Annotated in this window: 20 protein-coding genes and 1 tRNA gene; 4 read left to right on the top strand and 17 right to left on the bottom strand. The window is 64.8% G+C overall.

From position 1 onward, the window contains the following. Nucleotides 1-55 precede the first annotated feature (55 nt). From DT069_RS18980 to DT069_RS18965, 4 genes are read right to left on the bottom strand one after another with little or no spacing between them, the layout of a single operon-like run. Nucleotides 56-301 (bottom strand): MoaD/ThiS family protein, encoded by a 246-nt coding sequence (locus DT069_RS18980; protein WP_119461904.1) that lies wholly within the window; start codon nt 299-301, stop codon nt 56-58. Beyond that, complete coding sequence (locus DT069_RS18975; RefSeq protein ID WP_119461903.1) at nt 301-2,574, bottom strand: xanthine dehydrogenase family protein molybdopterin-binding subunit; 2,274 nt, start codon at nt 2,572-2,574, stop codon at nt 301-303. The genes DT069_RS18980 and DT069_RS18975 overlap by 1 nt, the downstream gene beginning before the upstream one ends. Next, nucleotides 2,564-3,052 (bottom strand): (2Fe-2S)-binding protein, encoded by a 489-nt coding sequence (locus tag DT069_RS18970; protein ID WP_119461902.1) that lies wholly within the window; start codon nt 3,050-3,052, stop codon nt 2,564-2,566. Before DT069_RS18970 ends, DT069_RS18975 begins: the two co-directional genes overlap by 11 nt. After that, nucleotides 3,052-3,912, bottom strand: coding sequence for an FAD binding domain-containing protein (locus DT069_RS18965; protein WP_119461901.1), 861 nt, complete (start codon nt 3,910-3,912; stop codon nt 3,052-3,054). The genes DT069_RS18970 and DT069_RS18965 overlap by 1 nt, the downstream gene beginning before the upstream one ends. A 442-nt stretch (nt 3,913-4,354) precedes the next feature. Here DT069_RS18965 and DT069_RS18960 point away from each other — a divergent pair, with 442 nt between their 5' ends. After that, nucleotides 4,355-5,152, top strand: a complete 798-nt coding sequence (locus DT069_RS18960; protein WP_119461900.1) for an enoyl-CoA hydratase-related protein — start codon at nt 4,355-4,357, stop codon at nt 5,150-5,152. A 14-nt stretch (nt 5,153-5,166) separates the two neighbouring features. Here the strand turns inward: DT069_RS18960 and DT069_RS18955 are convergent, their stop codons facing one another. The 6 genes from DT069_RS18955 to DT069_RS18930 form a co-directional block, all read right to left on the bottom strand. Beyond that, the gene (locus DT069_RS18955) at nt 5,167-6,327 is read right to left on the bottom strand and encodes an acyl-CoA dehydrogenase family protein (protein WP_119461899.1); all 1,161 of its coding nucleotides are present in this window, start codon (nt 6,325-6,327) and stop codon (nt 5,167-5,169) included. Nucleotides 6,328-6,536: 209 nt separating this feature from the next. Next, nucleotides 6,537-7,913: an L-serine ammonia-lyase gene (locus DT069_RS18950; RefSeq protein ID WP_119461898.1), complete on the bottom strand. Its 1,377-nt coding sequence runs from the start codon at nt 7,911-7,913 to the stop codon at nt 6,537-6,539. Nucleotides 7,914-8,003: 90 nt separating this feature from the next. Beyond that, nucleotides 8,004-8,585 (bottom strand): sarcosine oxidase subunit gamma, encoded by a 582-nt coding sequence (locus tag DT069_RS18945; RefSeq protein ID WP_425450370.1) that lies wholly within the window; start codon nt 8,583-8,585, stop codon nt 8,004-8,006. After that, entirely contained in the window at nt 8,578-11,568 is a 2,991-nt protein-coding gene (locus tag DT069_RS18940; protein ID WP_119461896.1) for a sarcosine oxidase subunit alpha, read from the bottom strand. Before DT069_RS18940 ends, DT069_RS18945 begins: the two co-directional genes overlap by 8 nt. Continuing rightward, nucleotides 11,565-11,867, bottom strand: coding sequence for a sarcosine oxidase subunit delta (locus DT069_RS18935; protein ID WP_119461895.1), 303 nt, complete (start codon nt 11,865-11,867; stop codon nt 11,565-11,567). The genes DT069_RS18940 and DT069_RS18935 overlap by 4 nt, the downstream gene beginning before the upstream one ends. Nucleotides 11,868-11,877: 10 nt before the next feature. Continuing rightward, a complete protein-coding gene (locus DT069_RS18930; protein ID WP_425450369.1) occupies nt 11,878-13,143 on the bottom strand; it encodes a sarcosine oxidase subunit beta family protein in 1,266 nt (421 codons plus the stop codon). Nucleotides 13,144-13,265: 122 nt separating this feature from the next. Here DT069_RS18930 and DT069_RS18925 point away from each other — a divergent pair, with 122 nt between their 5' ends. Then, complete coding sequence (locus DT069_RS18925) at nt 13,266-14,300, top strand: GlxA family transcriptional regulator (protein WP_119461894.1); 1,035 nt, start codon at nt 13,266-13,268, stop codon at nt 14,298-14,300. Nucleotides 14,301-14,316: 16 nt separating this feature from the next. Here DT069_RS18925 and DT069_RS18920 read toward each other — a convergent pair whose 3' ends face one another. The 6 genes from DT069_RS18920 to DT069_RS18895 all read right to left on the bottom strand — a co-directional run bounded on the left by DT069_RS18920 (nt 14,317) and on the right by DT069_RS18895 (nt 20,549). Continuing rightward, nucleotides 14,317-15,747, bottom strand: a complete 1,431-nt coding sequence (locus DT069_RS18920) for an amidase (protein ID WP_119461893.1) — start codon at nt 15,745-15,747, stop codon at nt 14,317-14,319. Nucleotides 15,748-15,796: 49 nt separating this feature from the next. Then, on the bottom strand, nt 15,797-16,774 hold the full coding sequence (locus DT069_RS18915) for a dipeptidase (protein ID WP_119461892.1): 978 nt from the start codon (nt 16,772-16,774) through the stop codon (nt 15,797-15,799). A gap of 23 nt (nt 16,775-16,797) precedes the next feature. Beyond that, nucleotides 16,798-18,084: a TRAP transporter large permease gene (locus tag DT069_RS18910; protein WP_119461891.1), complete on the bottom strand. Its 1,287-nt coding sequence runs from the start codon at nt 18,082-18,084 to the stop codon at nt 16,798-16,800. Next, a complete protein-coding gene (locus DT069_RS18905) occupies nt 18,081-18,608 on the bottom strand; it encodes a TRAP transporter small permease (protein ID WP_119461890.1) in 528 nt (175 codons plus the stop codon). The genes DT069_RS18910 and DT069_RS18905 overlap by 4 nt, the downstream gene beginning before the upstream one ends. 95 nt (nt 18,609-18,703) lie before the next feature. Beyond that, entirely contained in the window at nt 18,704-19,744 is a 1,041-nt protein-coding gene (gene dctP / locus DT069_RS18900; protein ID WP_425450368.1) for a TRAP transporter substrate-binding protein DctP, read from the bottom strand. 94 nt (nt 19,745-19,838) lie between these two features. Further along, complete coding sequence (locus DT069_RS18895; RefSeq protein WP_119461889.1) at nt 19,839-20,549, bottom strand: isochorismatase family protein; 711 nt, start codon at nt 20,547-20,549, stop codon at nt 19,839-19,841. Nucleotides 20,550-20,688: 139 nt separating this feature from the next. Between DT069_RS18895 and DT069_RS18890 the strand changes: the two genes are divergently transcribed. After that, nucleotides 20,689-21,594 carry a LysR family transcriptional regulator gene (locus tag DT069_RS18890; protein ID WP_119461888.1) on the top strand — a complete coding sequence of 302 codons (906 nt, stop codon included), beginning with the start codon at nt 20,689-20,691 and terminating at the stop codon, nt 21,592-21,594. Between the two features lie 372 nt (nt 21,595-21,966). On the opposite strand, the gene DT069_RS18885 is transcribed toward DT069_RS18890, so the two are convergent. Next, nucleotides 21,967-22,040, bottom strand: a tRNA-OTHER gene (locus DT069_RS18885). A 162-nt stretch (nt 22,041-22,202) separates the two neighbouring features. On the opposite strand from DT069_RS18885, the gene DT069_RS18880 reads away from it, so the two are divergent. Then, nucleotides 22,203-23,459, top strand: a complete 1,257-nt coding sequence (locus DT069_RS18880) for a tyrosine-type recombinase/integrase (protein ID WP_119461887.1) — start codon at nt 22,203-22,205, stop codon at nt 23,457-23,459. Nucleotides 23,460-23,493 lie beyond the last annotated feature (34 nt).

The raw sequence follows: 23,493 nt of genomic DNA, 5'->3' as shown, positions 1-23,493 counted from the left end.
AGTCGAATTGGCGGAGGAGACTCTCCGCCCCCACTGAGGATGACGGAGCGTGCCTTTATCCGCCGGCAAGGCGCGGAAGGATGAAAACCTCGCTATCGGGCCGGAGGGACTGGAACCAGGAGTCGCGGTAGATCTCGCCGTCAATGGCTACGGCAACGCCCTTATCCAGAATCGGCCTGAGCTTCGGACAGGCTTCTCCGAGTCCATCCAGGAGCTGCCGCACGTTGGCCGCTTCGATCTCGAACGCGTCGCGGCCGCCGGCGTACGACTTGAAAGTCCCGCTCAGCCTGACCTGGACCATCACTCAGCCGCCTGCGCCCCTTTCTCCGCCTCGAGAGCCGCGAGGATCTTCGGCGGCGACATCGGGAGCGAAGTGAGGCGCACGCCGGCCGCCGCCGAAACCGCATTGGCGACGGCCGCAAGCGGCGGGACGATCGAGGTCTCGCCAACGCCGCGCACGCCATAGGGGTGGCCCGGATTGGGCACCTCGACGATCACGGTGTCGATCATCGGCAGGTCGGACGCGACCGGCATGCGGTAATCCAGGAATCCCGGGTTCTGCAGCTTCCCGTCCGCGCCGTAGATGTACTCCTCGTTGAGCGCCCAGCCGATCCCCTGCGCGGCGCCGCCTTGAAACTGGCCCTCGACATAGCTTGGATGGACCGCCTTGCCCGCGTCCTGGACCACGGTGTAGCGCAGGATAGAGGTACGCCCCGTCTCCGGGTCCACCTCGGCATCGACGATGTGAGTCGCGAAGCTCGGCCCAGCATTTTCGGCGTTGAACTCCCAATGTCCGGCGATCGGACCGCCCGTCTTTGCGGCTGCCGCGGCAATGTCCCTCAGCGACAGCGGCTGGAAGTCGCCGGCGTTAGCACCAGCCGGCTTGGCGTAGCCACCCTCCCACACCACGGCATCTTCCGGGATGTCCCACATCCGCGCGGCGCGCGCGCAGAGCTTCTTCACCGCATCGCGGGCGGCTTGGATCGTTGCCATGCCGCTGGCGAAGGTGACGCGGCTGCCGTCGGTAACGTCATTGAAGCCCAGCGAACTCGTGTCCGCGACGATGACCCGCACCCGGTCATACTCGATGCCGAGTTCCTCGGCCGCCATCAAACACATGGACGCGCGCGAACCGCCGATGTCCGGCGTCCCGACGGCCAGCCCGACCGTGCCATCGATGTTGATATTGAGCGACACGCAAGTCTGGCCGCCGAAGTTGAACCAGAAGCCGCTCGCCACGCCCCGACCCTGGTTGTTGCCGAGCGGCGCCGAATAATGCGGATGCGCCTTGGCCGCTTTCAGGGTCTCGACAAGGCCGATCGGACCGAAGGTGGGCCCGTAGGCCGACCGGGTACCTTCCCTGGAAGCGTTCTTCAGACGAAACTCGATCGGATCCATGCCGATCCTGTCGGCGAGTTCCGCAACGACGCTCTCGACCGCAAAGGCCGCCATCGGCGCCCCGGGCGCCCGATAGGCCGCTTGCTTCGGCCGATTGGTGACAACGTCGTAGCCGATGGCCCTGACATTTTCCAGATCGTAGCAGGCGAAAGCGGTCATTGCGCCCGGCTCGACCGGCGACCCGGCAAAGGCGCCGCCTTGATATTTGAGCACCGCTTCGCCGGCTGTGATCCGGCCATCCTTGGTGACGCCGATCCTGACCCAAACGCTAGTGCTGGCGGTCGGACCGGAGGCACGGAAGACCTCGTCCCGCGTCATCACCAGCTTCACAGGCCGGCCGGCCTTGCGCGACAGGGTGAGCGCCACTGGCTCGATGAACACCGTGGTCTTGCCGCCGAAGCCGCCGCCAATCTCGGAAGCGATCACGCGCAGCCTGGAGACGTCCATGCCGAGGAGCGCCGCGCAGGTGTCGCGCACCATGAAATGGCCCTGCGTGCAGCACCACAGCTCGCCCTGTCCGTCGGCTCCGACGCTGGCCAAGCAGGCATGCGGCTCGATATAGCCCTGATGCGAGGCCTCGGTCCGGAAGCTGCGCTCGATGACGATGTCTGCTTCCGCAAAGCCCTTCTCGACTTCGCCGTGACCGAACTCACAGCGCTTCGCGACGTTGGACGGCTGGTCCGGTACGGGATCGACGCCGGCGGTGAACATGTCGTCATGCAGGAGAACTGAATCGGGACGCATCGCCTCTTCGACGTCGATGACATGAGGCAATAGCTCGTAGTCGACCTCGATCAGGCGCAGCGCCTTGCGCGCCACCGCTGCGCTGACCGCCGCGACGGCAGCGACGGCATGGCCCTCATAGAGCGCCTTCTCGCGCGCCATGACGTTGACCAGGATATCCCGCAGCTCGTCGGTCCGGTTCGCGAAATCGTCGCGCGTTACGACGGCCTTGACGCCCGGGAGCGCCTCGGCCTTCGACGTATCGATGGAACGGATCCGCGCATGCGCATGCGGGCTGCGCAGCACCTTGCCGATCAGCATGCCGGGCGCCGCCATGTCGGCGCCGAACCGCGCACGGCCCGTGACCTTGTCGACGCCATCGGGCCGCAGCGGCCGCGTTCCAACCTTGGTAAATGACTGACGTGTCTCGGCCGTCACATCGTCACGCGGCATCACGTCCCTCCCTGATCTCTGCAGCCGCGTCGAGCACGGCTCTCACGATCTTGTCATAGCCCGTGCACCGGCACAGGTTGCCGGCGAGCCAATAGCGGATCTCCGTCTCGGACGGGTCCGGGTGCTTCTCCAGCAGCGCCTTGGCCGCGACCAGGATCCCCGGCGTGCAGATTCCGCATTGCAACGCCGCATGCTCCAGGAATTTCCTTTGCAGGGGATGCAGCCGGTCGCCATCGGCCATGCCTTCGATGGTTGCGATGGTGCGTCCCTCGGCTTCGGCGCCGAGAACGAGGCAGGAGCAGACGAGACGGCCATCGAGGATGACGGAGCAGGCGCCACAATCGCCCGTACCACATCCTTCCTTGCTGCCGGTCAGCGAGAGCCGGTCGCGCAGGACGTCGAGCAGCGTCTCGTCCGGTTCGCATACGAACTCGAAGGCATCGCCGTTGATCGTCGTGCTGACGTGATGTCCAGCCATCAGTTTCTCCTCGCCCGTTCTAACGCCGTCTCGGCGGCACGGCGCGCAAGGACGCCGGCGACCTTGATTCGAAATTCTTTCGTGCCGCGCTTGTCGTCGATCGGCCGGCAGGCGGCGGATGCGGCCGCAGCCAGACGCTCGAGCGCCGCCTCGTCGACGGCCGTGCCGATCAGGGCATCTGCCGCCTCGTCAACGAGCAGCGCCCGTACGGCGACGGCACCCAGCGCCACGCGCGCAGCCGTGCACAGCCCGTCCTCGCCCAGCGTCAAGCTGACGCCGACACCGACAACGGCAATATCCATCTCGGTACGCGGGATGAACCGCAGATAGGCGTCACCGGACCGCGGCGGACGCCCCGGCAGGAAGATGGAGATAACGAGTTCTCCCTTGGCAAGCGACGTTTGGCCGGGTCCCGCGGCGATCGCTTCGACAGGAAGCTCGCGACGCCCCTGCGGCCCCGCAACTGTTGCGATCGCGCCCGCGACGATCATGGCGGGAACGCTGTCCGCGGCCGGCGAGGCGTTACATAGGTTGCCGACGATGGTCGCGCGTCCCTGGATCTGCGTCGAGCCGATGAGCCCGGCCGCCTCAACCACACCAGGCCATAGGGCCCTGATCCCCGGATGCTCGCTGAGTTCGGCGCTCGGCACGGCCGCGCCGATGCGAAAGCCACCGTTCTCTGCACCGATCCGACGCATTTCGGGGATCTTCTTGATGTCAACGATCAGGTCGGGCTCGACCATGCCCGACTTGAGCTGGACCAACAGGTCGGTCCCGCCCGCCAGGATTCGCGCCAACCCGCGCTCGCCCGACAGCAGACTCACCGCTGTTTCGACCCTTTCCGGCGCTTCATACCGCATAAGATTCGTCCAATATTGTCTCCATCCCTGCGCCCGTCAGCGCCGAGCGCGTTTCTACCGATCGCGGGGCTGCGGCCTCGGCGCCACCACCACGGCCATCCTCGTCGAGCTTTGCGAAGTGATCCGGCGGCGATGTTATTCCAAGGAAGGTCATGGGGCAAACCCGGTCACTCGCTTGAAGGGCTGACGACCCAGGCCGCGACGGGTGAGCCCGAGGTCCAGCTGTCGCTCGGGCTCTATCTCCGGCATTCGAAGCCGATGCTCGATGGATCAACGAGGAGGGCGAGCATCACCCCCGCTCCGAACCGAAGATTTCGTCGCTTAGCATCAGGCGTGCGTCGGTTTCCTGCAAGTGGCGCGACGGACCTTCATTGACGATGCTGGCGAGAGATTGCCTTTCGGACTGCCAAAAGAGCCAGGACAGGGAGCGAAGAAACAAGACATGACAAACGGGGTGCGGGTCGAACGGCGGGGCCATGTTCTTGAGGTGACGCTGGATCGGCCGAAGGTCAACGCCATCGACATCGAAGCGAGCCGCCGGCTCGGCGACGCATTCGTCATGCTGCGCGACGATCCCGAGCTGCGCGTCGGCATCGTGACCGCCGCCGGCGACCGGATCTTCTCGGCCGGGTGGGATCTTAAGGCGGCCGCCGCCAATGAGGAGGTGGGCAAGTGGTGGGAGCTCGACTACGGTCCGGGCAAGTTCGCCGGCCTGACCGAGTTGTGGGACCTGAACAAACCGGTCATCGCCGCGATCAACGGTCACGCCCTCGGCGGCGGGTTTGAGCTCGCCATCGCCTGCGACCTGCTCATCGCCGCCGATCATGCCGAATTCGCCATGCCCGAGCTGCCGATCGGCATCCTGCCGGACTCAGGCGGTATCCAGCGTATCCCACGGCGCCTGCCCTACAACATCGCACTCGAGCTGCTTCTCCTCGGCCGCCGCATGACCGCAGCGGAGGCGCATCGTTACGGAATGGTCAACGCCGTCGTGCCGAAGGATCAGCTCATGCCGAAGGCGCGTGAGTGGGCGGAGCTGATCGCATCGGGTGCGCCGCTGACGATCCAGGCGCTGAAGGAGGCGCTGCGCGAGATTGAGGCGCTCAGCCTGCGCGAGGCCTTCCAGCTCATCCGCGGCGGCAACCTGCCGGCCTATGAGCGGGCACTGGCATCCGAAGATTCGAAGGAGGGCGTCAAGGCCTTTGCCGAGAAACGCAAGGCCGACTTCAAAGGGCGCTGACCACCGACAAGGCTCTAGGCGCCGTGCGGCCGCAGCAGCGCCCGCGAGATGATGTGGCGCTGGATCTCCGAGGTGCCGTCCCAGATCCGCTCGACCCGTGCGTCGCGCCAGAAGCGCTCGATCGGCAGCTCCTCCATCAGACCCATCCCGCCGAAGATCTGCACGGCATGGTCCGTGACGCGGGCAAGCATCTCGGTGGCATAGAGCTTCGCCATGGCGAAGTCCTCGTCGGCGGCGGTGCCCTGGTCGGCCTTCCACGCGGCCCGCAGGACCAGAAGCTCGGCCGCCGTCACTTCGGTCAACATGTCTGCAAGCTTGAAGCTCGTGCCCTGAAATTTGCCGATCGGCTGGCCGAACTGCCGCCGCGTGGCTGACCATTCGGTTGCCATCTCGAGCGCCCGCCGGGCGCGGCCGATGCACTGCGCCGCGACCGTCAGGCGCGTGCCGCCGAGCCATTCGTTGGCGACGTCGAAGCCGCGATGTTCCTCGCCCAGAATCTGGCCGACGCCCACGCGACAATTGCTGAAGACGAGCTCGCAATGATGGAAACCGCGATGCGATACGGATCGCGAGCCCATCCGCACTTCGAGGCCGGGCGTATCCTTATCCACCAGGAACGAGGTGATCAGCTTCCTCTGGCCTTTCGGCGTGTCCTCGACGCCGCTGGCCGCGAACAGAATGATGTAATCCGCAACGTCGGCATAGCTGATGAAATGCTTCGTCCCGTTGATGACATAGTCCTCGCCCTCGCGGACGGCCCGGGTCTGCATGGACCGGAGGTCAGAGCCGGCGTTCGGCTCGGTCATCGCCAGGCATTCGACCCGCTCGCCACGGATCGTCGGCAGCAAATAGCGCTCCACCTGATCGCCCTTGCAGGCACGCAGGATGTTACTCGGCCGCGCGACGGCGTACTGGAGCGCAAAGGCGGTGCGGCCGAGTTCCCGTTCCACGAGTGCGAGGCTGACGTGATCGAGCCCGCCGCCGCCCAGTTCCTCCGGCATATTCGCCGCGTAGAAGCCGCTGGCGAGCGCCCGCTCCCGGATCTGCCGGATCAATTCCGGCCGCACGTGATCCGTCCGCTCGACCTCCTCCTCATAGGGAACGAGCTCGGCTTCGACGAAGCGGCGGACGCTGTCGACGAGCATTTGCTGTTCCGTTGTCAGGCCAAGCTGCATGATTCCTCCTACATGGCGAGTGTCCCGGCGGATCTATCCGGAAGTCTCGACCGCGCCCGACTGACGCGCATGACGGCTTTCGACAGTAATATGATCCGAAACGACGATCGCCGCCCGTCGCCCGGCCGGGTGCGGCTCCTCGTCTCGGAGGCGGCTTGAGGCGAATCAGCCGCCCTCGTCGAGGGAGAATACAGGCAGCACCCGGCTGCTCAGCAGGCAGGGGCGTTGACGGCCAGACCGCCGGTCGAGGTTTCCTTGTATTTCTCGTTCATGTCGAGGCCGGTCTGACGCATCGTTTCGATGCAGTGGTCGAGCGCAACGAAGTGCTTGCCGTCACCGCGCAGCGCCAGGGATGAGGCCGTCACCGCCTTGATCGCGCCGAGGGCGTTGCGCTCGATGCAGGGGACCTGAACCAGCCCGCCGATCGGGTCGCAGGTCATGCCGAGATGGTGCTCCAGGGCAATTTCGGCCGCATTCTCCACCTGCTCGTTCGTGGCGCCAAGCGCTGCCGCGAGGCCGGCCGCCGCCATCGCGGAGGCCGAGCCCACCTCGCCCTGACAGCCGACTTCGGCGCCGGAGATGGAGGCGTTGCACTTGATGATTCCACCGATCGCCGCCGCGACCAGCAGGAAGGTCCGGAGACCCGCCGGACCCGCGCCGATGCAGTGATCGAGATAGTAGCGGATCACCGCCGGCACCACACCGGCCGCACCATTGGTCGGGGCCGTAACGATTCGCCCGCCGGCGGCATTCTCCTCATTAACCGCCATGGCATAGACGCTGAGCCAGTCCATCAGGCGATGCGGTTGCAGCGCATTCTGCCCCTGCTCGGACCGCAGCTTTTCATAGATGCTGCTGGCCCGCCGCTTGACAGATAGCCCGCCCGGCAGGGTCCCGGCTTGGCCGAGGCCCCGTTCCATGCAGCGACTCATCGCATCCCAGATGTGATCGAGCGCAGCATCCAGATCGAGGCCGGGATGGCGCGCCTGCTCGTTCGCCCGCTTCATCTCGGCGATCGAAAGGCCGGACTGCCGGCCCATCTCGAGCATTTCCCGTGCGCTGGCGAAGGGATAGGGAACCGGATCGCTGCGCGCCGGCCCAGCAGTCAGGTTTGAAAGCTCCCCCTCGTCCGCCACGAAACCGCCGCCGATGGAATAGTAGACGCGCCGCAGCAGGCAGGCTCCGTTCTCGTCAAGCGCCTGGAAGATCATGCCGTTGGCGTGCCCCGGCAAGGGCGGGCCGTAGTCGAAGACCAGGTCGGCTTCCGGGTCGAAGGCAACCTCCTCGTGCCCGGGCGCGAGAAGCCGCTTCTTCTCTGCCAGTTCGGCCAAGATCGCCGGCGCGGCATCGGGGTCGATCCGGTCCGGCGTCTCGCCGCAGAGCCCGAGCATCACGGCTTGGTCGGAGGCATGCCCCTTGCCGGTGAATGCCAATGAGCCGTGCAGACTGACGCGGATACGCGCCGGCGGCCCGTCAAGCGTGGCCAGATCGGTCAGGAAGCGCTCCGCGGCGACCATCGGCCCCATCGTATGGGAACTGGACGGCCCGATGCCGATCTTGAAGATGTCGAGAACGCTCAGGAACATGGGTTGGCCCTATCAAGCTGCGCCGCCTGCTATGGAACGGTCGGCGTCGATCGGATGCAAGCGGCAAAGCCGTGAGCGCCCTTGCGGCACTCAGAGACCGGCCTCGACCTCCTGCCCGACGATCTCGAGAAGCGAGTATAGGAATGGTGCGAAGGACTGCCAGACCTCCAGCCGGAACTGGTTCTCGGCCTGCCGCAGGACCACGGCTTCCACGCGATCAAAGACGGTGCGTGTCCCCGAACCGACGGGCCGCGCGGCGAGATCGAGCGGACAGAGCGCCGTAAGCACGTCGAGCGCCGCCGTCCCGCTCACCTCGATGCCGATCTCGCGGTGACTGATATCGACGAGGCTATGCGGCGTGGTGCCGAGCTCTGCCGCGAACCGGGCGGCGATTTCCGCGCCGTCGCTCTCGGCGGCATGGAGCCGCCATTCATCGGGGCCGAGCTTCAAGGCCAGCCGGCCATCGGCCTCAGCCACCGCACCGATTGCTTCCGGCAACGCGAGGCCGAAGACCTGGCCGGCCGCCGCCATATCGGCCGGTGCGATCCGCAGGACGAAACGGGCGCAGTCGGGAAGCATCGCGAGCCGCAGCACCCCTCCTCCGTCGATCTCAGAAGGTCGCTCAGGTAGCGGGCGGTATTGGCTCGCTACCATCAGTCCAGGATCAGACATTGAGCTTCGCTCCCTCCTTATCGACGAAGACGGTGTCGGTGATCGTCGCCTTATGCATGGCACCCGGCATCGGCACGTAGACGGTCTCGCCCTTCCGGCCATGCCCGCCCTGAATCAGGGCCAAGGCGATCGAGCGGCCGAGCGTTTCACTGTGGTAGCTGGAGGTGACGTGGCCGATCATCGGCATCGGCACGGCTGCGTACGGGCCGTCGACGATCTGCGCCCCCTCCTCCAGCACCGTTTCCGGCTTTTCCGTCAGGAGGCCGACCAGCTGCTTACGCTTCGGATCCTGCATGTCCGGCCGCGCCAGCGAGCGCTTGCCGACGAAATCCGGCTTCGTCTTGCCGATCGCCCAGCTCATCCCGGCGTCATGCGGCGTCACGGTGCCGTCGGTATCCTGGCCGACGATGATGAAACCCTTCTCGGCGCGCAGCGCATGCATGGTTTCCGTGCCATAGGGCGTGATATCGTATGGTCGTCCCTGCTCGATCAGCGCCTTCCAAACCGACAGGCCAAAGCGCGCAGGGACATTGACCTCGAAGCCGAGCTCGCCAGTGAAACTCACCCGGAAAAGGCGGGTGGGAACGCCACAGATCTTGCCCTCGCGCACCGCCATGTGCGGAAAGGCCTCGCCATTGAGATCGATGCCCTGCACGAGCGGCTCTAGGACCTTGCGCGCATTGGGACCGTTGAGGGCGATGACGGCCCACTGCTCGCTCGTCGAGGTCAGCCAAACCTTGAGGTCCGGCCACTCGGTCTGGAGATAGTCCTCCATCGTCGCGAGCACACGCGCGGCGCCGCCGGTCGTCGTCGTGACATGGAAGCGCTCATCCGACAGCCGGCCGATCACGCCGTCGTCGCGGATGAAGCCGTCCTCGCCCAGCAGCAGGCCATAGCGGCAGCGCCCCGGCGCGAGCTTCGTCCAGGCATTGGTGTACATGCGGTTCATGAACTCCGCGGCATCCGGCCCAACCACCTCGATCTTGCCAAGGGTGGAGGCATCGAAGATGCCGAGCGACCGGCGCGTCGCGCGGCATTCCCGCGCCACCGCCTCGTGCATGGATTCGCCCGACCGCGGGAAATACCAAGCGCGCCGCCACAGGCTGACCGGCTCGAAGACCGCGCCATTGGCTTCGGCCCAAGAATCGATCGACGTCTTGCGCTCCACCTCGAAATGGGCATCGCGGCTGTAGCCGACGAACGCCCCGAAGGTCGTCGGCGTATAGGGCGGCCGGAACGTCGTCAGGCCGACTTCCGGCGCCGGCTTGCCGACCGCATCGGCAGCGATCATCAGGCCGTTGATGTTCGAGGTCTTGCCCTGGTCGGTCGCCATGCCGTTCGTCGTATAGCGCTTCACATGCTCGATGGAGCGGAACCCCTCGCGCACGGCAAGCCGGATGTCCTTGGCGGTCACATCGTTCTGGAAATCGATGAAGGCCTTGGCGCGTGTCGGGTCGCGATCCGTCGGCAGTTCGCGGAAATAGACGCCGCTGAACGGCGCTTCGCCGTCCACGCTGAAGACGGTCGGGGTGCCGGCGCTGCCCGCAGTCGCCGCACCGGCCGCAGCGCCTTCGGCGAGCGCCGCGGCAAGGCCGAAGGTCCCGTTGCCGGCGCCAGCGCAGCGGACGGCTTCATTCGGTGCTCCCGGCACGAAAGCCTGTAGATCCTCGCGCCAGTCCAGCGCGCCCTTGCTATGCGAGAAGAGATGGACGCTCGGTGTCCACCCGCCGCTCATCAGCAGGGCATCGCAGCCGATCATCCGCGCGGCCCCGACCTTCCCGTTCTGGTCGACCGGGTTGACGCGGATCTCCGCAATCCGTGCCCGACCCTTGGTCGCGGTCACCGTCCAGCCGCTCAGCACCTCGATGCCCAGCGACCGAGCCTCCGCCAGCAGCGCCGCCCGCGGGTTGCGCCGCAGATCGACGATCGTCGCGACACCGGCACCGGCGCGCGCCAGATCGAAGGCGGCGAGATAGGCCGAATCATGGACCGTCACGACGGCCACGCGGTTGCCGACCTTGACACCGTAACGGTTGAGAAAGCTCCGTCCCGCCCCCGCCAGCATGACGCCCGGCCGATCATTGCCGTCGAAGACCAGCGGCCGCTCGATCGCCCCCTGCGCCAGGACGACCTGCGCCGCGCGCACCTTCCACATCCGCTCGCGCGGCAACGATGATGCGGCGGCCGGCAGGTGATCGGTCAGCCGCTGCACGAGGCCGAGGAAATTCTGGTGATAATAGCCGATCGCCGTCGTCCGGGTCAGCAGGGTGACATTGGCGCGCCCCGCCAGCGTGGCCCGCGCCTCCTCCAGCCAGTTCCACGCGTCCTTCCCGTCGATCTGCACCGCCGGGTCGGACAGCAGCGAACCGCCGATTTCCGGGTTCTCATCGGCCAGGATCACCCGCGCCCCGCTTTCCGAGGCGGTGAGCGCCGCGGCAAGGCCGGCGGGCCCGGCACCGACGATCAGCACGTCGCAATGTGCGAAGCGGCTGGCATAGCGGTCCGCATCCGGTGCCGTCGGCGCGCGGCCAAGGCCCGCGGAGCGGCGGATGACCGGCTCGTAAACCTTGTTCCAGAACGAGGCAGGCCACTTGAAGGTCTTGTAGTAGAAGCCAGCCGGAATCAGGGGCGCGGCGATGTCGTTGACCGCACCGATGTCGTACCGCAGCGAGGGCCAGTAATTCTGGCTTTCCGCCGTGAGGCCGTCATAGAGTTCGAGAACGGTGGCGCGGGTGTTCGGGGTGTAGCGCCCCCTGCCCCGATCGACGCCGACCAGCGCGTTCGCCTCTTCCACACCGGCCGACATGATGCCGCGCGGCCGGTGGTACTTGAAGGAGCGGCCGACGAAATGGACGCCGTTGGCGAGCAGCGCGGAGGCGAGCGTGTCACCATGCAGCCCCTCATAGGACCGTCCGTCGAAGATGAAACGGAGGCGCGCATCGGGATCGACCCGGCCGCGCCCGGCAACGCGATAGCCGGTCATGACCGGTGCTCTTCGATTTCGGCCTCGCTCGGACGGGGCCGACCGGCCTCATAGGTCATCAGGAACTTGTCGGATACGGTGTCCCGGACGGCGTTGAAGAAGCGCGCGCAGCCATGAGTGTGGCGCCAGCGCTCGTAGTGGGTGCCGCGCGGGTTGGAGCGGATGAAGAGAAAATCCCGCCACGCCTCGTCGCTGAGCACCGACGGGTCGGCCGGCCGCGCGATATGTGCCTCGCCCGCATAGCTGAATTCGATCTCGGGCCGCGCTTCCCGGCAATAGGGGCAATGGATCAGGAGCATGACGTCTTCCTTAGTGCGCAACGGCAGCCGCGGCGGCTTCATCGATCAGCCGGCCGGTGCGGAAACGGTCGAGGGTATAGGGCGCGTTGATCGGGTGCGGCTCGTCACGTGCGATAGTGTGCGCGAAGACATGCGCAGCCCCCGGCGTCGCCTTGAAGCCGCCGGTACCCCAGCCGCAATTGACGTAGAGACCGGAAACCGGCGTCTTGCCGAGAATCGGCGAGCGATCCGGCGTCACATCAACAACGCCGCCCCATTTCCGCAGCATCCGCATGCGCGAGAAGAGCGGGAAGATTTCGCAGATCGCGGCCAGCGTATGCTCGATCAGGTGCAGCCCGCCGCGCTGGCTATAGGACACATACTGGTCGGTGCCCGAGCCAATGACCAGCTCGCCTTTGTCGGACTGGCTGATATAGGCGTGCACCGTGTTCGACATGACGACGCAAGGAAAGACCGGCTTGACCGGCTCGGAGACGAGCGCCTGCAGCGGGAAACTTTCCAGCGGCAGACGAACGCCTGCGGTATCCATCACGACCGAGGTATAGCCGGCGGCTGACACCGCCACCTTCTTGGCCGCGATGAAGCCCTTGGCGGTTTCCACGCCGGTGACCCCACCGGCAGTGTCCCGACGGATAGCGAGCACCGGGCAGTTCTGGATGATATCGACGCCGCGTGCCGCAGCCGAGCGGGCATAGCCCCAGGCGACTGCGTCGTGCCGCGCCACGCCCCCGCGCCGCTGCAGCGCCGCCCCCATCACCGGGTAGCGGGCGGTCGACGAAATGTCGAGCGGCGGACAGAAGGCCTTGGCCTCCTGCGGCGTCAGCCACTCGTTCATCACGCCGTTCAGCCGGTTGGCGTGGATATGGCGCTTGAAGCTCTGCACGTCATGGACACTGTGCGCCAGCATCATCACGCCGCGCTGCGAGAACATGACGTTGTAGTCGAGATCCTGACTCAGCCCCTCCCACAGATCGAGCGCGTGGTCATAGAGCCGGGCACTCTCGTCATAGAGATAATTCGAGCGGATGATCGTGGTGTTACGGCCGGTGTTGCCGCCGCCGAGCCAGCCCTTTTCGATCACCGCGACATTGGTGATTCCATGCTCTTTCGCCAGATAATGAGCCGCACCCAGACCGTGGCCGCCGGCCCCGACGATGACGACGTCGTACTGGGCCTTCGGTTCAGCCTGCGGCCATTGCTGCGGCCATGACTTATGGCCTTCGAGAGCCTTTCTTGCGAGCGTCGCAAAGGAGAATTTCGTCAATTTCGCCGCCATGAGAATTTCCAGCCTGTATGTTTCCGAAATTCCCATAATCCATATAGAATGAAACCGGCAATCATATGGTAGGATTCCGACGGCATGGAACGGCCGCAACAGATAGCGGAAAGGTGACGATCATGGCTAAAGGCGATCTTCGGAAGGCGGCGGCCGGCGCCGTGGCGCCGCGCCTGTCGATCGGTTTCATCCTCGCCCGGCGCTTCACCTTGTCGGCCTTCGCCAATTTCGTCGACGTGCTGCGGCTGGCCGCCGACGAAGGAGACCGAAGCCGGCCAATCCTCTGCGAATGGACGGTGCTATCGACCTCCATGAAACCGGTGACGTCGAGTTGCGGCGTTGCGGTACAGCCGCAGGCCCGGCTGATCAACCCGGAGGCCTTCGACTACATCGTCGTGGTCGGCGGCTTGCTGGAAGAGCTGGAGCATATGGATGCGGCCTATCTCGGCTATCTGAGGGAGGCCGCAGACAAGAAGGTGCCGCTCGTCGGCCTGTGCACCGGCGCCTTCCTGCTTCACCGGGCCGGCCTGATGCAGGGCTATCGCTGTTGCGTGAGCTGGTTCCACCACAACGATTTTCTTGAGCAGTTCGACGGGCTCCACCCGGTGTCCGGCCAGATCTTCGTGGTCGATCGCGATCGCCTCACCTGTTCAGGCGGCGCGAGCGCCGCGCATCTCGCAGCCTTCCTCGTCGACCGCCATGTCGGCCGCGCCGAGGCGACGAAGAGCCTGCACATCATGATCATCGACCGGCCGCAGTTCGCCGATGCACCGCAGCCGGCCTCCTCACTGGACCTGGAGTGCGACGACCCGCTGGTGCTTCAGAGCCTGCATATCATGCTGCAGAATATCGACGTGCCTTTCACCACGGCTGATCTCGCGCGCCGCCTGGGAACGAGCACGCGCCGGATCGAGCGCCGCTTTACCGCAAGCCTCGGCATGACGCCGATGCGCGCCTTCCGGCATATCCGGCTGTCCCACGCCAAGCATCTGATGCTGCGGACGGGAAAGACGGTGACAACGGTGGCCGCCGAAGCGGGTTTCTGCGACGCCTCCCACTTCGTACGGCTCTTCAAGGCCAGCGAAGGCATGACGCCCGAGACTTGGCGGGACAGCCAGAGGGCCAAGCCCGCGCTGGCCGAGCCGATCATGGCCTGATTGTCCGGAACACGCGCTACGGCGCTCGTGGAGTCAAAGGGACTTGCCGGGCGATCCCGCAACCCTGTTCCAGCAGCCGCGCGGCGGAAATCAGTTCGAAATCACCGCGCGGCCGACCGATCAGCTGCAATCCGACGGGAAGCCCAGTCCGCGTAACTCCGCACGGAACCGATATGGCGGGGCAGCCGGTGAGCGTGATCACGAACGTCAGAAACATCCAGTCGATGTAGGTCGTGAGCTTTTCACCGTCGATCTCGGTCGGATAACGCTGCTCTACCGGAAAAGGCGGCAGCGCAACGGTCGGGCAGGCCAACATGTCGAAACCGTCGAAGTACGCCGAGACCTTGCGGCACAGGATGGCTCGCTGTCGTTCTGCGCGCAGGATCTCGTCGGTTTCGAGGGCCAGGCCTTTCTCAAGATTCCAGACGATTTCTGGAGCGATCTGATCGCGGTGCGTTTCCAGGAGGTCGCCCCGGAGGGCGGAGAAAAGCAGGGCACGGAGAGTCTGGAAGGTTTCGATCCCGCCAGACAAATCGGGGCCGCCTTCCTCGACCTGAACACCCACCTCTTCGAGCTTGCGGGCTCCCGCCCGGCAGATCTCGACCACCTCGGGATCGACAGCCCTCGACAGCCCGAGATCCGGAGTGAAGCCAACCCGTCGTGGAAATTTCGGCTCTGTTATGGCTGCCGCGAAAGGCGTCTCCGGCCTTGGCAGGGATAGTGGATCGTGACGGCTCGGCCAAGCCTGCGCATCGAGCATCAGTGCCACATCGGCGACGGTGCGGCCCATGGGGCCTTCGACCCACAGCGGATCGAAAGGCAGGCTCGATATCGGGCGGGGCACCCTGCCGACGCTCGGCCGCATTCCGACAATCCCGCAATAGCTGGCGGGTATTCTCAGGCTTCCGCCGAGATCATTCCCGGTGGCCAGCCAAACCTGCCCGGACGCCAATGCCGCCGCGGATCCTCCTGAAGAGCCGCCGGATGTCAGTCGCGTGTCCCAAGGCGTTCTGGTCGCCCCGAACACCTTGTTGAAGGTGTTGGAGCCTGCAAACTCGGGCACATTGGATTTCGCGATCGGGATCGCCCCATGGGCCACAAGCGTTTGCACGGTCAAATCTGATGTCTCCGCAACGCTGTTCGCGAAGATCGGCGACCCATAGGTCGTGATCTGGCCGGCAACATCATTGTAATCCTTGACCGCGATCGGCAGACCGGCCAGCCAGCCCGGTCGCGCACTGTCCTTAGCTGTTGTTGCTGACAAGCGCTTCGCCGCCGTTCGCGCCTGCTCGAAAAAGCGGATCGGCAGGGCGTTCACCTGCCCATCAACCGCTTCGATCCGCGCCGCGGCTGCATCGACGAGCTCCACCGGCGAAATCTCGCGCCTCTTGAGCAGCGTCACGGCCTCCGTGGCCGTCAATCGTGTGAGTTCATCAGCAGCAGGCATGGCAATACTCTTGCTGGTCGACGGTAAATTGGCCGAGCCGTCCGAGCCTTCACGCGCCCCATACCGACTTGAGCAGCGCGATCCAGTTCTCGCCCATGATCTTGGCGATCCGGCCCTCTGACCAGCCGCGGCGCTCCATCGCGCGCGTCAGATTCGGGAAGTCCTCGATGCGGCGGAAGCCCTCGGGCATGACGATCTCGCCGAACTTGGTCAGCGAGCGGGCATAGCCCTTGTCTTCGGTGATGTACCGGAAGAAATCCTCGCCGTGATCCTGCGTGAAGTCGGTGCCGATCCCGACCTGATCCTCCCCGACGATGTTGAGAACATGCGCGATCGCATCGACGTAGTCGTCCACCGTCGAATCCACGCCCCGGGCCAGGAAGGGCGGGAACATCGTGATGCCGGCGAAGCCACCACGCTCGGCAATGAAGCGAAGATCCTCGTCGCTCTTGTTTCGGGGATGCGCTTTCAGGGCCGCCGGCAGACAGTGGGAATAGGCGACAGGCTGGCGAGAATGGACGATCGCGTCGCGCGAGGTACTGGAACCGACATGGCTCAAATCGATGAGGATGCCGACGCGGTTGAGTTCCTCCACCAGCTCGCGCCCGAAATCCGTCAGACCGCCGTCCTTGCCTTCATAACAGCCGCAACCCACCGTGTTGGCGGTGTTGTAGGTGAGCTGCACGATGCCAAGCCCCAGCTCCTTGTAGACGGCTACCAGAGGGAGATAGTCGCCGAAGCCGGTCGAATTCTGCCAGCCCAGGATGATGCCGACCCTTCCCTCCTCTTTGGCCCGGCGGATATCGGCCGTGCTGTAGACCTGGGTCAGGATGTCGTCGTTCTCCCGGATCCACCGCTTCCAGTCGGCGACTGCCTTCATCGTCGTCGGGAAGTCTTCCCAGACCGAGCAGGTGCAGTTGGCCGCCGCCAGGCCGCCGCGATGCATCGCTTCGAAGACCGGTCTGGCCCAATGGGAGACGATAAGCCCGTCGATAACGGTGAGCCTGCTATGCAAATCAGCAGTCATGCCACACTCCGCGAAAGGTGAAATCAGTAGAAGCTCGGCAGAAAGAGGACGATCTGGGGCCAGGCGGTGAAGAGGCCGATCGCGCCCATCATGATGAACCAGTAGGGCACGGTCGCCAGGGCGGCCTCCATCAGGCTGACCTTCTGGCCTGTCATGGTGACGAGCACGAAGAGATTGAGGCCGACCGGCGGCGTGATCATGCCGACCTCCATCAGGATGGTCACGATCACACCGAACCAGACAGGGTCGAACCCGACGGCGGTAACGACCGGGAACGTGATCGGCAGCGTCATCAGCAGGAGCGAGATGCCGTCGAAGAAGCAGCCGAGAACGAGATAGACGAGGATGATCACTAGCAACACGGCATGCGGCGACAGCCCGAGACCGGCGGCCCAGTCGACGAGGGCCTGTGGCAGACCGAGGATGCTGATCGCCTGAGCAAGGATAAGGGTGCCCACCATGATCAGCGCGATCGCGCCGAAGACCAGGGTCGAGCCGAGGAATGACTGCCAGAGCTTGGCGAGCGTCAGGTTGCCCCAGACGAAGCCCAGCACGATGGCGGCCGCGACACCCAGGGCGGCGGCCTCGGTCGCCGTCGCGAAACCGAGATAGATGGTCCCTAGCACGAAAAAGATCAGAATCGGCAGCGGCCAGATGCTGCGCAGTCCGAGGAGAATTTGCCTGAGCCCCGGCCGTGTCGTCTCCTCCGGCACGAGGCCGGGGCGCAGCGTGCAGAGTGCGGCGATGAAGAGGCTGAAAAAGCAGGCGAGCATTAAGCCCGGCAGAATCCCGGCAAGAAACAGCTTGCCGATGGAGACGTTCTGGGTCGCGCCATAGATCAACAGCGCCAAGCTGGGCGGCACAAGAAGCCCCAGCGTGCCGCCGGCCGCCAAGCTGCCGACGATGGTTGGCCCATGATAGCCGCGCTTGGCCAACTCCGGATAGCCGACGGATCCGACCGCGGCGGCCGTGGAACTGCTCGAGCCGCTCACCGCGCCGAAGACCGTACAGACAGCGATGTTGGTGTGCAGGAGCTTTCCCGGAATCCGGTGGAAGAGCGGCGTTAGGCCGCTGTAGATGCGGTCGCTGATGCCGCTCGCGAGCAGGATGTCGCCGAGGAAGATGAAGATCGGCACCGCGCTCAGGGTAAAATCGGTAAAGACGTTCCAGACCGACATGACGGCGAGCCCCGTCGCTCCGCCCGCCTGGAAATGCAGCAGGATAAGGCCCGTCAGACCAAGGCCGGCTCCCAGCACGGCACCAGTCGCAAGCAGCGTCAGAAGACTGGCCGCGAGTATGCCCCAGGTCATGGCACGGGATCCGCCGCGTGCGTTTCGAGCAGGGGTGGTTTCCCCAGGATCTGACGCACGATGTCATAGAGCTGAACGAGGGCGACGAGCAGGGCGATCGTCATGCAGAGAGGCATGACCGCCATCCACGGCCACAGCAGAAGCGCGCCGATCTCCGAGCGGGAATCAATGAGGAAGGAGAAGGACGCGAACTTGTAGGATACGACGATGAAGGCCGTGGAGAAGGTTATCAGGATCAGGACGGCCACCAGATCGGCAAGCCGACGCCAAGGGCCGCTCAGGGTCCGAGTGACGATGTTTATGGTAATGTGCTGCCGTTGAAGCAGGCCAAGCGGAAGCGCGAGGAAGGCCATCGAGACGAAGAGCAGACCGACCAGCTCATCGGAGAATCGGAGCGGCGCACCAAACATGTAGCGCATTACGGCGCCGGAGAAGACGAGTGTCGTCATGAGAATGGCGGCGATCGCGCCCAGTACGTTCATGGCGGACACCAGACGGTGCAGGTTGCGCGCAAGGAGTTCCATAAGCCTCCATTTCCTCGGCTATCGAACGCGGGATCTCGGCCTCCCCGCTCCTTCCGCCGCCGGGAGGCAACGGGGAGGCCTGTCAAAGGGCGGTCTTAACGCAACTTCGAGATCTCCGCCTGCATCCGCTCGTAATATTCCTGACCTTCGGGACCTGCGGCCTTGGCCATGGCTGCCCAGGCCTCGTCGGCAGCCTGCATGAACATGTTCACGTCCGCCTCGGAGAACGGCTCCAGTATCGTAACCCCAAGCTTTTCCCGTTCGGCGCGGGCCGCAGCTTCGCGCTCGGGATCGACGGCCGCCTCTCGGGTCTTGCTCCAGATCTCCTCCCCTGCCTCGACCAGGACAGCCTGAAGCTCCGGCGTCAGCTTGGCCCAGCCCTGCTCGCTGATGCCGAAGATCCAGGGCACCGCGGCCCAGGGATGGAGGTAGGACTCGTATTTAGTCACCTCCTGCAGCGACACCGTCGGGGCTACGGTGGAGAGGTAGTAGGCGCAGTCCACCACGCCGGTCTGCAGCGCAAGATACATGTCATTCTGCGGGATCACCTGGGCAGCCACGTCGAGGCCGTTGAAGGTGTCGACGAGGTGAGCCGCCCAGACGCGCAGCTTCTTGCTCTGAAGCTGTTCCAGCGTGTTCACCGGCTGCTTGCAGTGGATGCCGACGTCAAACACGGGACTGACGACGCCGCCTACGGTCCTAATGCCCCACTCGGCGTAGGCCTCCTCATAGATGGCGCGCATGGTGGGCAGGAGAGCGAGATGCTCCTCCGGCTCGCGGATCGCGCCCTGGACGTAGACCGCTGCCAGCTCCGGCGCATCGCGCGTGTAGTACTCGCCATACATCATCGCCATGTCGACCGCGCCGCTCTGCAGAATGCGCAGCAGATCGGCATCCTTCAGACCGAGCGAGCCGGCGTGATAGACATTGATCTTCAGCTTGCCGCCAGACTTCTCCGCGACCAGATCAGCGAACGCGTTGAGCCACTCGGCTTCGGGCCGCGACTCGACGATCTGGCTGTGCATCTTGAGCTCAATCACGTCCTGCGCCCAGGCGGGTGTCGTCGCGGCCGCGCTCGCGAGCAGCAGACCGCCACCCATGGCGGCCAGGAACGTCTTTCTCGATATCACGCGCATTTGTCGTCTCCTCCTCTTGTCGTGTTGCTCCCGGCTCGCTTGGCGGCAGTGTGGCTGCCGCCAAGCATCGTCGGCGTCCTTTGCCGACGCCTTGTTATTGCGCGGCAGAGGCTTTCCGGACCGTTCCCACCTCATCCAGATACGCGACGCAGCGGCTCACAGACTCGACGTCGGCGAACTTCGCATCGATATCGAACAAATTCCACGCAACGGCTCCCGCGACGCGGTCGCCAATGCATTCCTTCACTGCAATCGTGCGAAAGCCGTCGGCCAGGCCGTCGCAGAGCGTTTCGCGGACGCAAGCCGATGCCGTGACGCCGGTCACCAGGATCGTGTCGACACCTGCCGCCCGGAGGTAACCGGCGAGATAGGTGCCATGGAAGGCGCTCGCCCGTTTCTTGATCAGGACCTGTTCGCCCGGCATCGGCTCGATCCGGGAATCGATCGCCCACAGATCCGGACGATCCTCCGGCACCGCCTCGATCGGGATCTTGTGGTGCCACAGCCCCATGTCGGTGTTCGGGTTGGCGCGGTCGGCGACCTGATAGCAGGTGGTGACATGGATAATCGGATGACCGTTGCGGCGGCATGCCGTCAGCAGTTGCTGTACGCCCGGAATGATGCGGTCGTCGATCTCCTCGCAGGTGAAAGGATTTCCAGGCCGCGTCCAGGCGTTGGCGAGGTCGACATTGATGAGTGCCGGCCTCGCGCCGAATCCGATCCGGCGCTGGAAGCCGCGCTCACGGTAAAGCTCGGCAGCCGCCTCAAAGGCTTGGTTGAGGACGCTGTTCAGGTCTGTTTGCATGACGTCGTCTTCTCCACAGAAGAATGTCGATCGAGTGGCGGGATCATTGGTCCGTCACGACACTCTGCGGCATTCTGGAATTGCCAAGAAATATTAAATCGGCCAAGATTGATGCGCTCTCGGCATAAGTGGAACGCACATGCGATTCGACCTGCGGCATCTTCGGGCTTTCTGCGCACTGTCGGAGGAACTGCATTTCAACCGGGCGGCGGAGCGTCTGCACATCGCCCAACCGGCGCTGAGCCGAACGATCCAGGCGCTCGAAGAGAGCGTCGGCGTCGTGCTGCTGAAGCGGAGCACGCGCAGCGTCGAGCTGACCGCGGCGGGCCGCGCTTTCCTCGTTCAATGCCGACTGGGATTGGGACACCTTGAGCATGCCGTCACGGTTGCGCGCCGAACGGCGGATGGGGAAACCGGCGAGTTGCGAATCGCCTATATGGACTTCGCCATCAACGGGCGTGTGCCCGAGCTGCTGCGCGCGTTCCGCGAGACGCACCCGGGCATCCGTCTCAATCTCAGCTTCTTGGCGACGTCGCATCAAAAGGTCGCATTAATGGAACACAAGATCGACCTCGGCTTCCTGATCGGCACGCTCGACAATCCGCGGATCTGCAACTATCCGTTCGACCAGGAGGGATATGTGGCTCTCCTGCCGGCCACGCATCGGCTGGCCAACGTCAAGGACTTGCGGCTCGCCGATCTTGCGAAGGAGCCCTTCGTGCTCGGCAATGGTGAAAACTGGAGCGCTTACCGCGATCGGCTCTTCGTCCTCTGCCACCAAGCCGGATTTTTTCCCGAGATCGTGCAGGAGGCGTCCAGCAGCGAGGGCATCTTCGGTCTCGTCGCGGCCGGAACCGGCGTCACGGTTTATGCCAGCTGTGCGCGCAACATTCAGCGGCGCGGGCTCGTCATCCGCCCCCTCGAAGACGTGCGAGAGACAATCCCGGTATTCGCCGCTTGGAACGCAACGGAAGCGTCGCCAGGCCTCGTCCGGTTCACTGAGTTCCTTAAACAATCCTCCATTGGACTAAGCACGCCCGGCTGAATGGCAGGCAGCATCCGCTCGGCAGCCGGACCCGCTTGGCGCTCGCGATCGAGCTGTTCACCGGCGTCCAACGCTCCGATGCGATCCGGCTCGGCCCGCAGATGGAGCGGGACGGCCGGCTGCATTTCTGGAGACGGAGGGCCAGGGCCGGAAGGTGAAGCAGCGCGAGATCCCGATTCCGCCCGAGCTCCGCGAGGCGCTCGACGCCTGCCCCAGTGGGCATCTGGCCTATCTGGTCACCAAATTCAGGAAACCGTTCACGGCCGCCAGCTTCCGAACGGCGGACAAAAGTGACCTACTTTTAGCCCCGGCGCCGCCCGGTAGGCCAAAAAGGGACAAAAATCGTTAGAAACCAAGTTCGAGAAGTTGAGATGGTGCCCAGGGGCGGAATCGAACCACCGACACCGTGATTTTCAGTCACGCCCGGACACTCTACACCGAGATACACCGTGATACATTGATCCTCTGAAATCCGCAGTATTGCTTGCTATCCAGCGTTGTTCCTGTAACATGGCGTTACTTGGGGCAACAACTGATGCCGTGTCGATTTGTTGCCCCAGCGTTGCCCCAGATGGGCTTAGAGCGGATTTGTTGCCCCGGAGGAGAAAATGGCAGGACTGACAGCGCGGTTCGTGGAGACGGTTCAACCGCCCGAGAAAGGGCGGAAGGACCATTGGGATGACGACCCGAAGGGGCTATCGCTTCGCGTCTGGCGCGACAGCAAGGACCGCACGCGCAAGGTGTGGAACTTCGTCTATCGCAGCAGCGGGAAATGGTGCCGACACAGGATAGGCGATTACAGCAAGTCCCTGGGGCTGAAGGACGCGCGGAAGGAAGCGAACAGGCTCAAGCGGGAGGTTTCCCTTGGCGGCGATCCGGCGGCGGAGCGGCAGCAGGCACGGCAGCAGGCGGAGGTTGCCACGGTAGACGTTTGCACCGTCCGGAAGGTGGCGGCGGAGTTCATCGAGACTTACGCGAAGAAGCATCAACGGAGTTGGGACCAGACCGAGCGCGTCTTGAAGCAGCACGTTCTTCCCGCGATCGGCGATCGGCCGATTGCCGAGATCCGGAAGCGCGAAGTCGTGATCGCCCTGAACGGGATCGCCCGCAAGCATCCGATTCTGGCAAACCGCGCCCTCGCCCATACGCGCAAGCTGTTCAATTGGGCGGTTGCACAAGACATCATCGAGGCATCGCCCGTCGCGGGCATCGAGGCCCCTTCGCCCGAAGAGTCGCGGGAGCGCGTTCTGACGGATTCGGAGATTCGCGACTTCTGGCGCGCGACGTTCCTCATGGGTTATCCGTTCGGCCCGATGTTCCGGACCCTGCTCTTGACCGGGCAACGGCGAAGCGAGGTTTCCGGAATGCAGCGGCCGGAATGGGATGACGGGGAGACGCCGACCCTCTGGACGATCCCCGGAGCGCGCACAAAGAACAAGTTGGCCCATGAGGTTCCGCTTGCCCCGCTGGCGCAAGCCGAGCTTGCCGCCCTGCCCTCCTTCGCCGACGTGGATAGCGCGTTCACGTCAGGCTATGCGGGCGACCGTCCGGTTTCCGGATTCGGCAAGGCGAAAGAGCGGCTGGATAAGTTCTGCCGTGCATCGGAGTGGTCGGAGGACTGGATCGTTCACGATCTGCGGCGGACGTTCCGGACCCGGCTTTCCGAGTGTGGCGTTGACCCGCACATTGCCGAGCGGTGCGTGAACCATATCGACGGCGGCGTTCGTCGCGTCTACGACAGGCACGCTTACCGCGAAGAGAAGCGGCGGGCATTCGAGGCATGGGAGACGCGGTTGCGGGAAATCCTTGCTGCGGCCGAGAAGGCGATTCCGGCCCCGAGCAACGTCGTCCGACTTGCCCGCTGACGTGCTATGATGCCCTTCGGCATGGATAGGGTAG

It is taken from the genome of Virgifigura deserti, assembly GCA_003576685.1.
Classification (GTDB): domain Bacteria; phylum Pseudomonadota; class Alphaproteobacteria; order Dongiales; family Dongiaceae; genus Virgifigura; species Virgifigura deserti.
The sequence above is the reverse complement of the archived record's forward strand: the minus strand, read 5'-3'. Positions and strand labels throughout refer to the sequence as shown.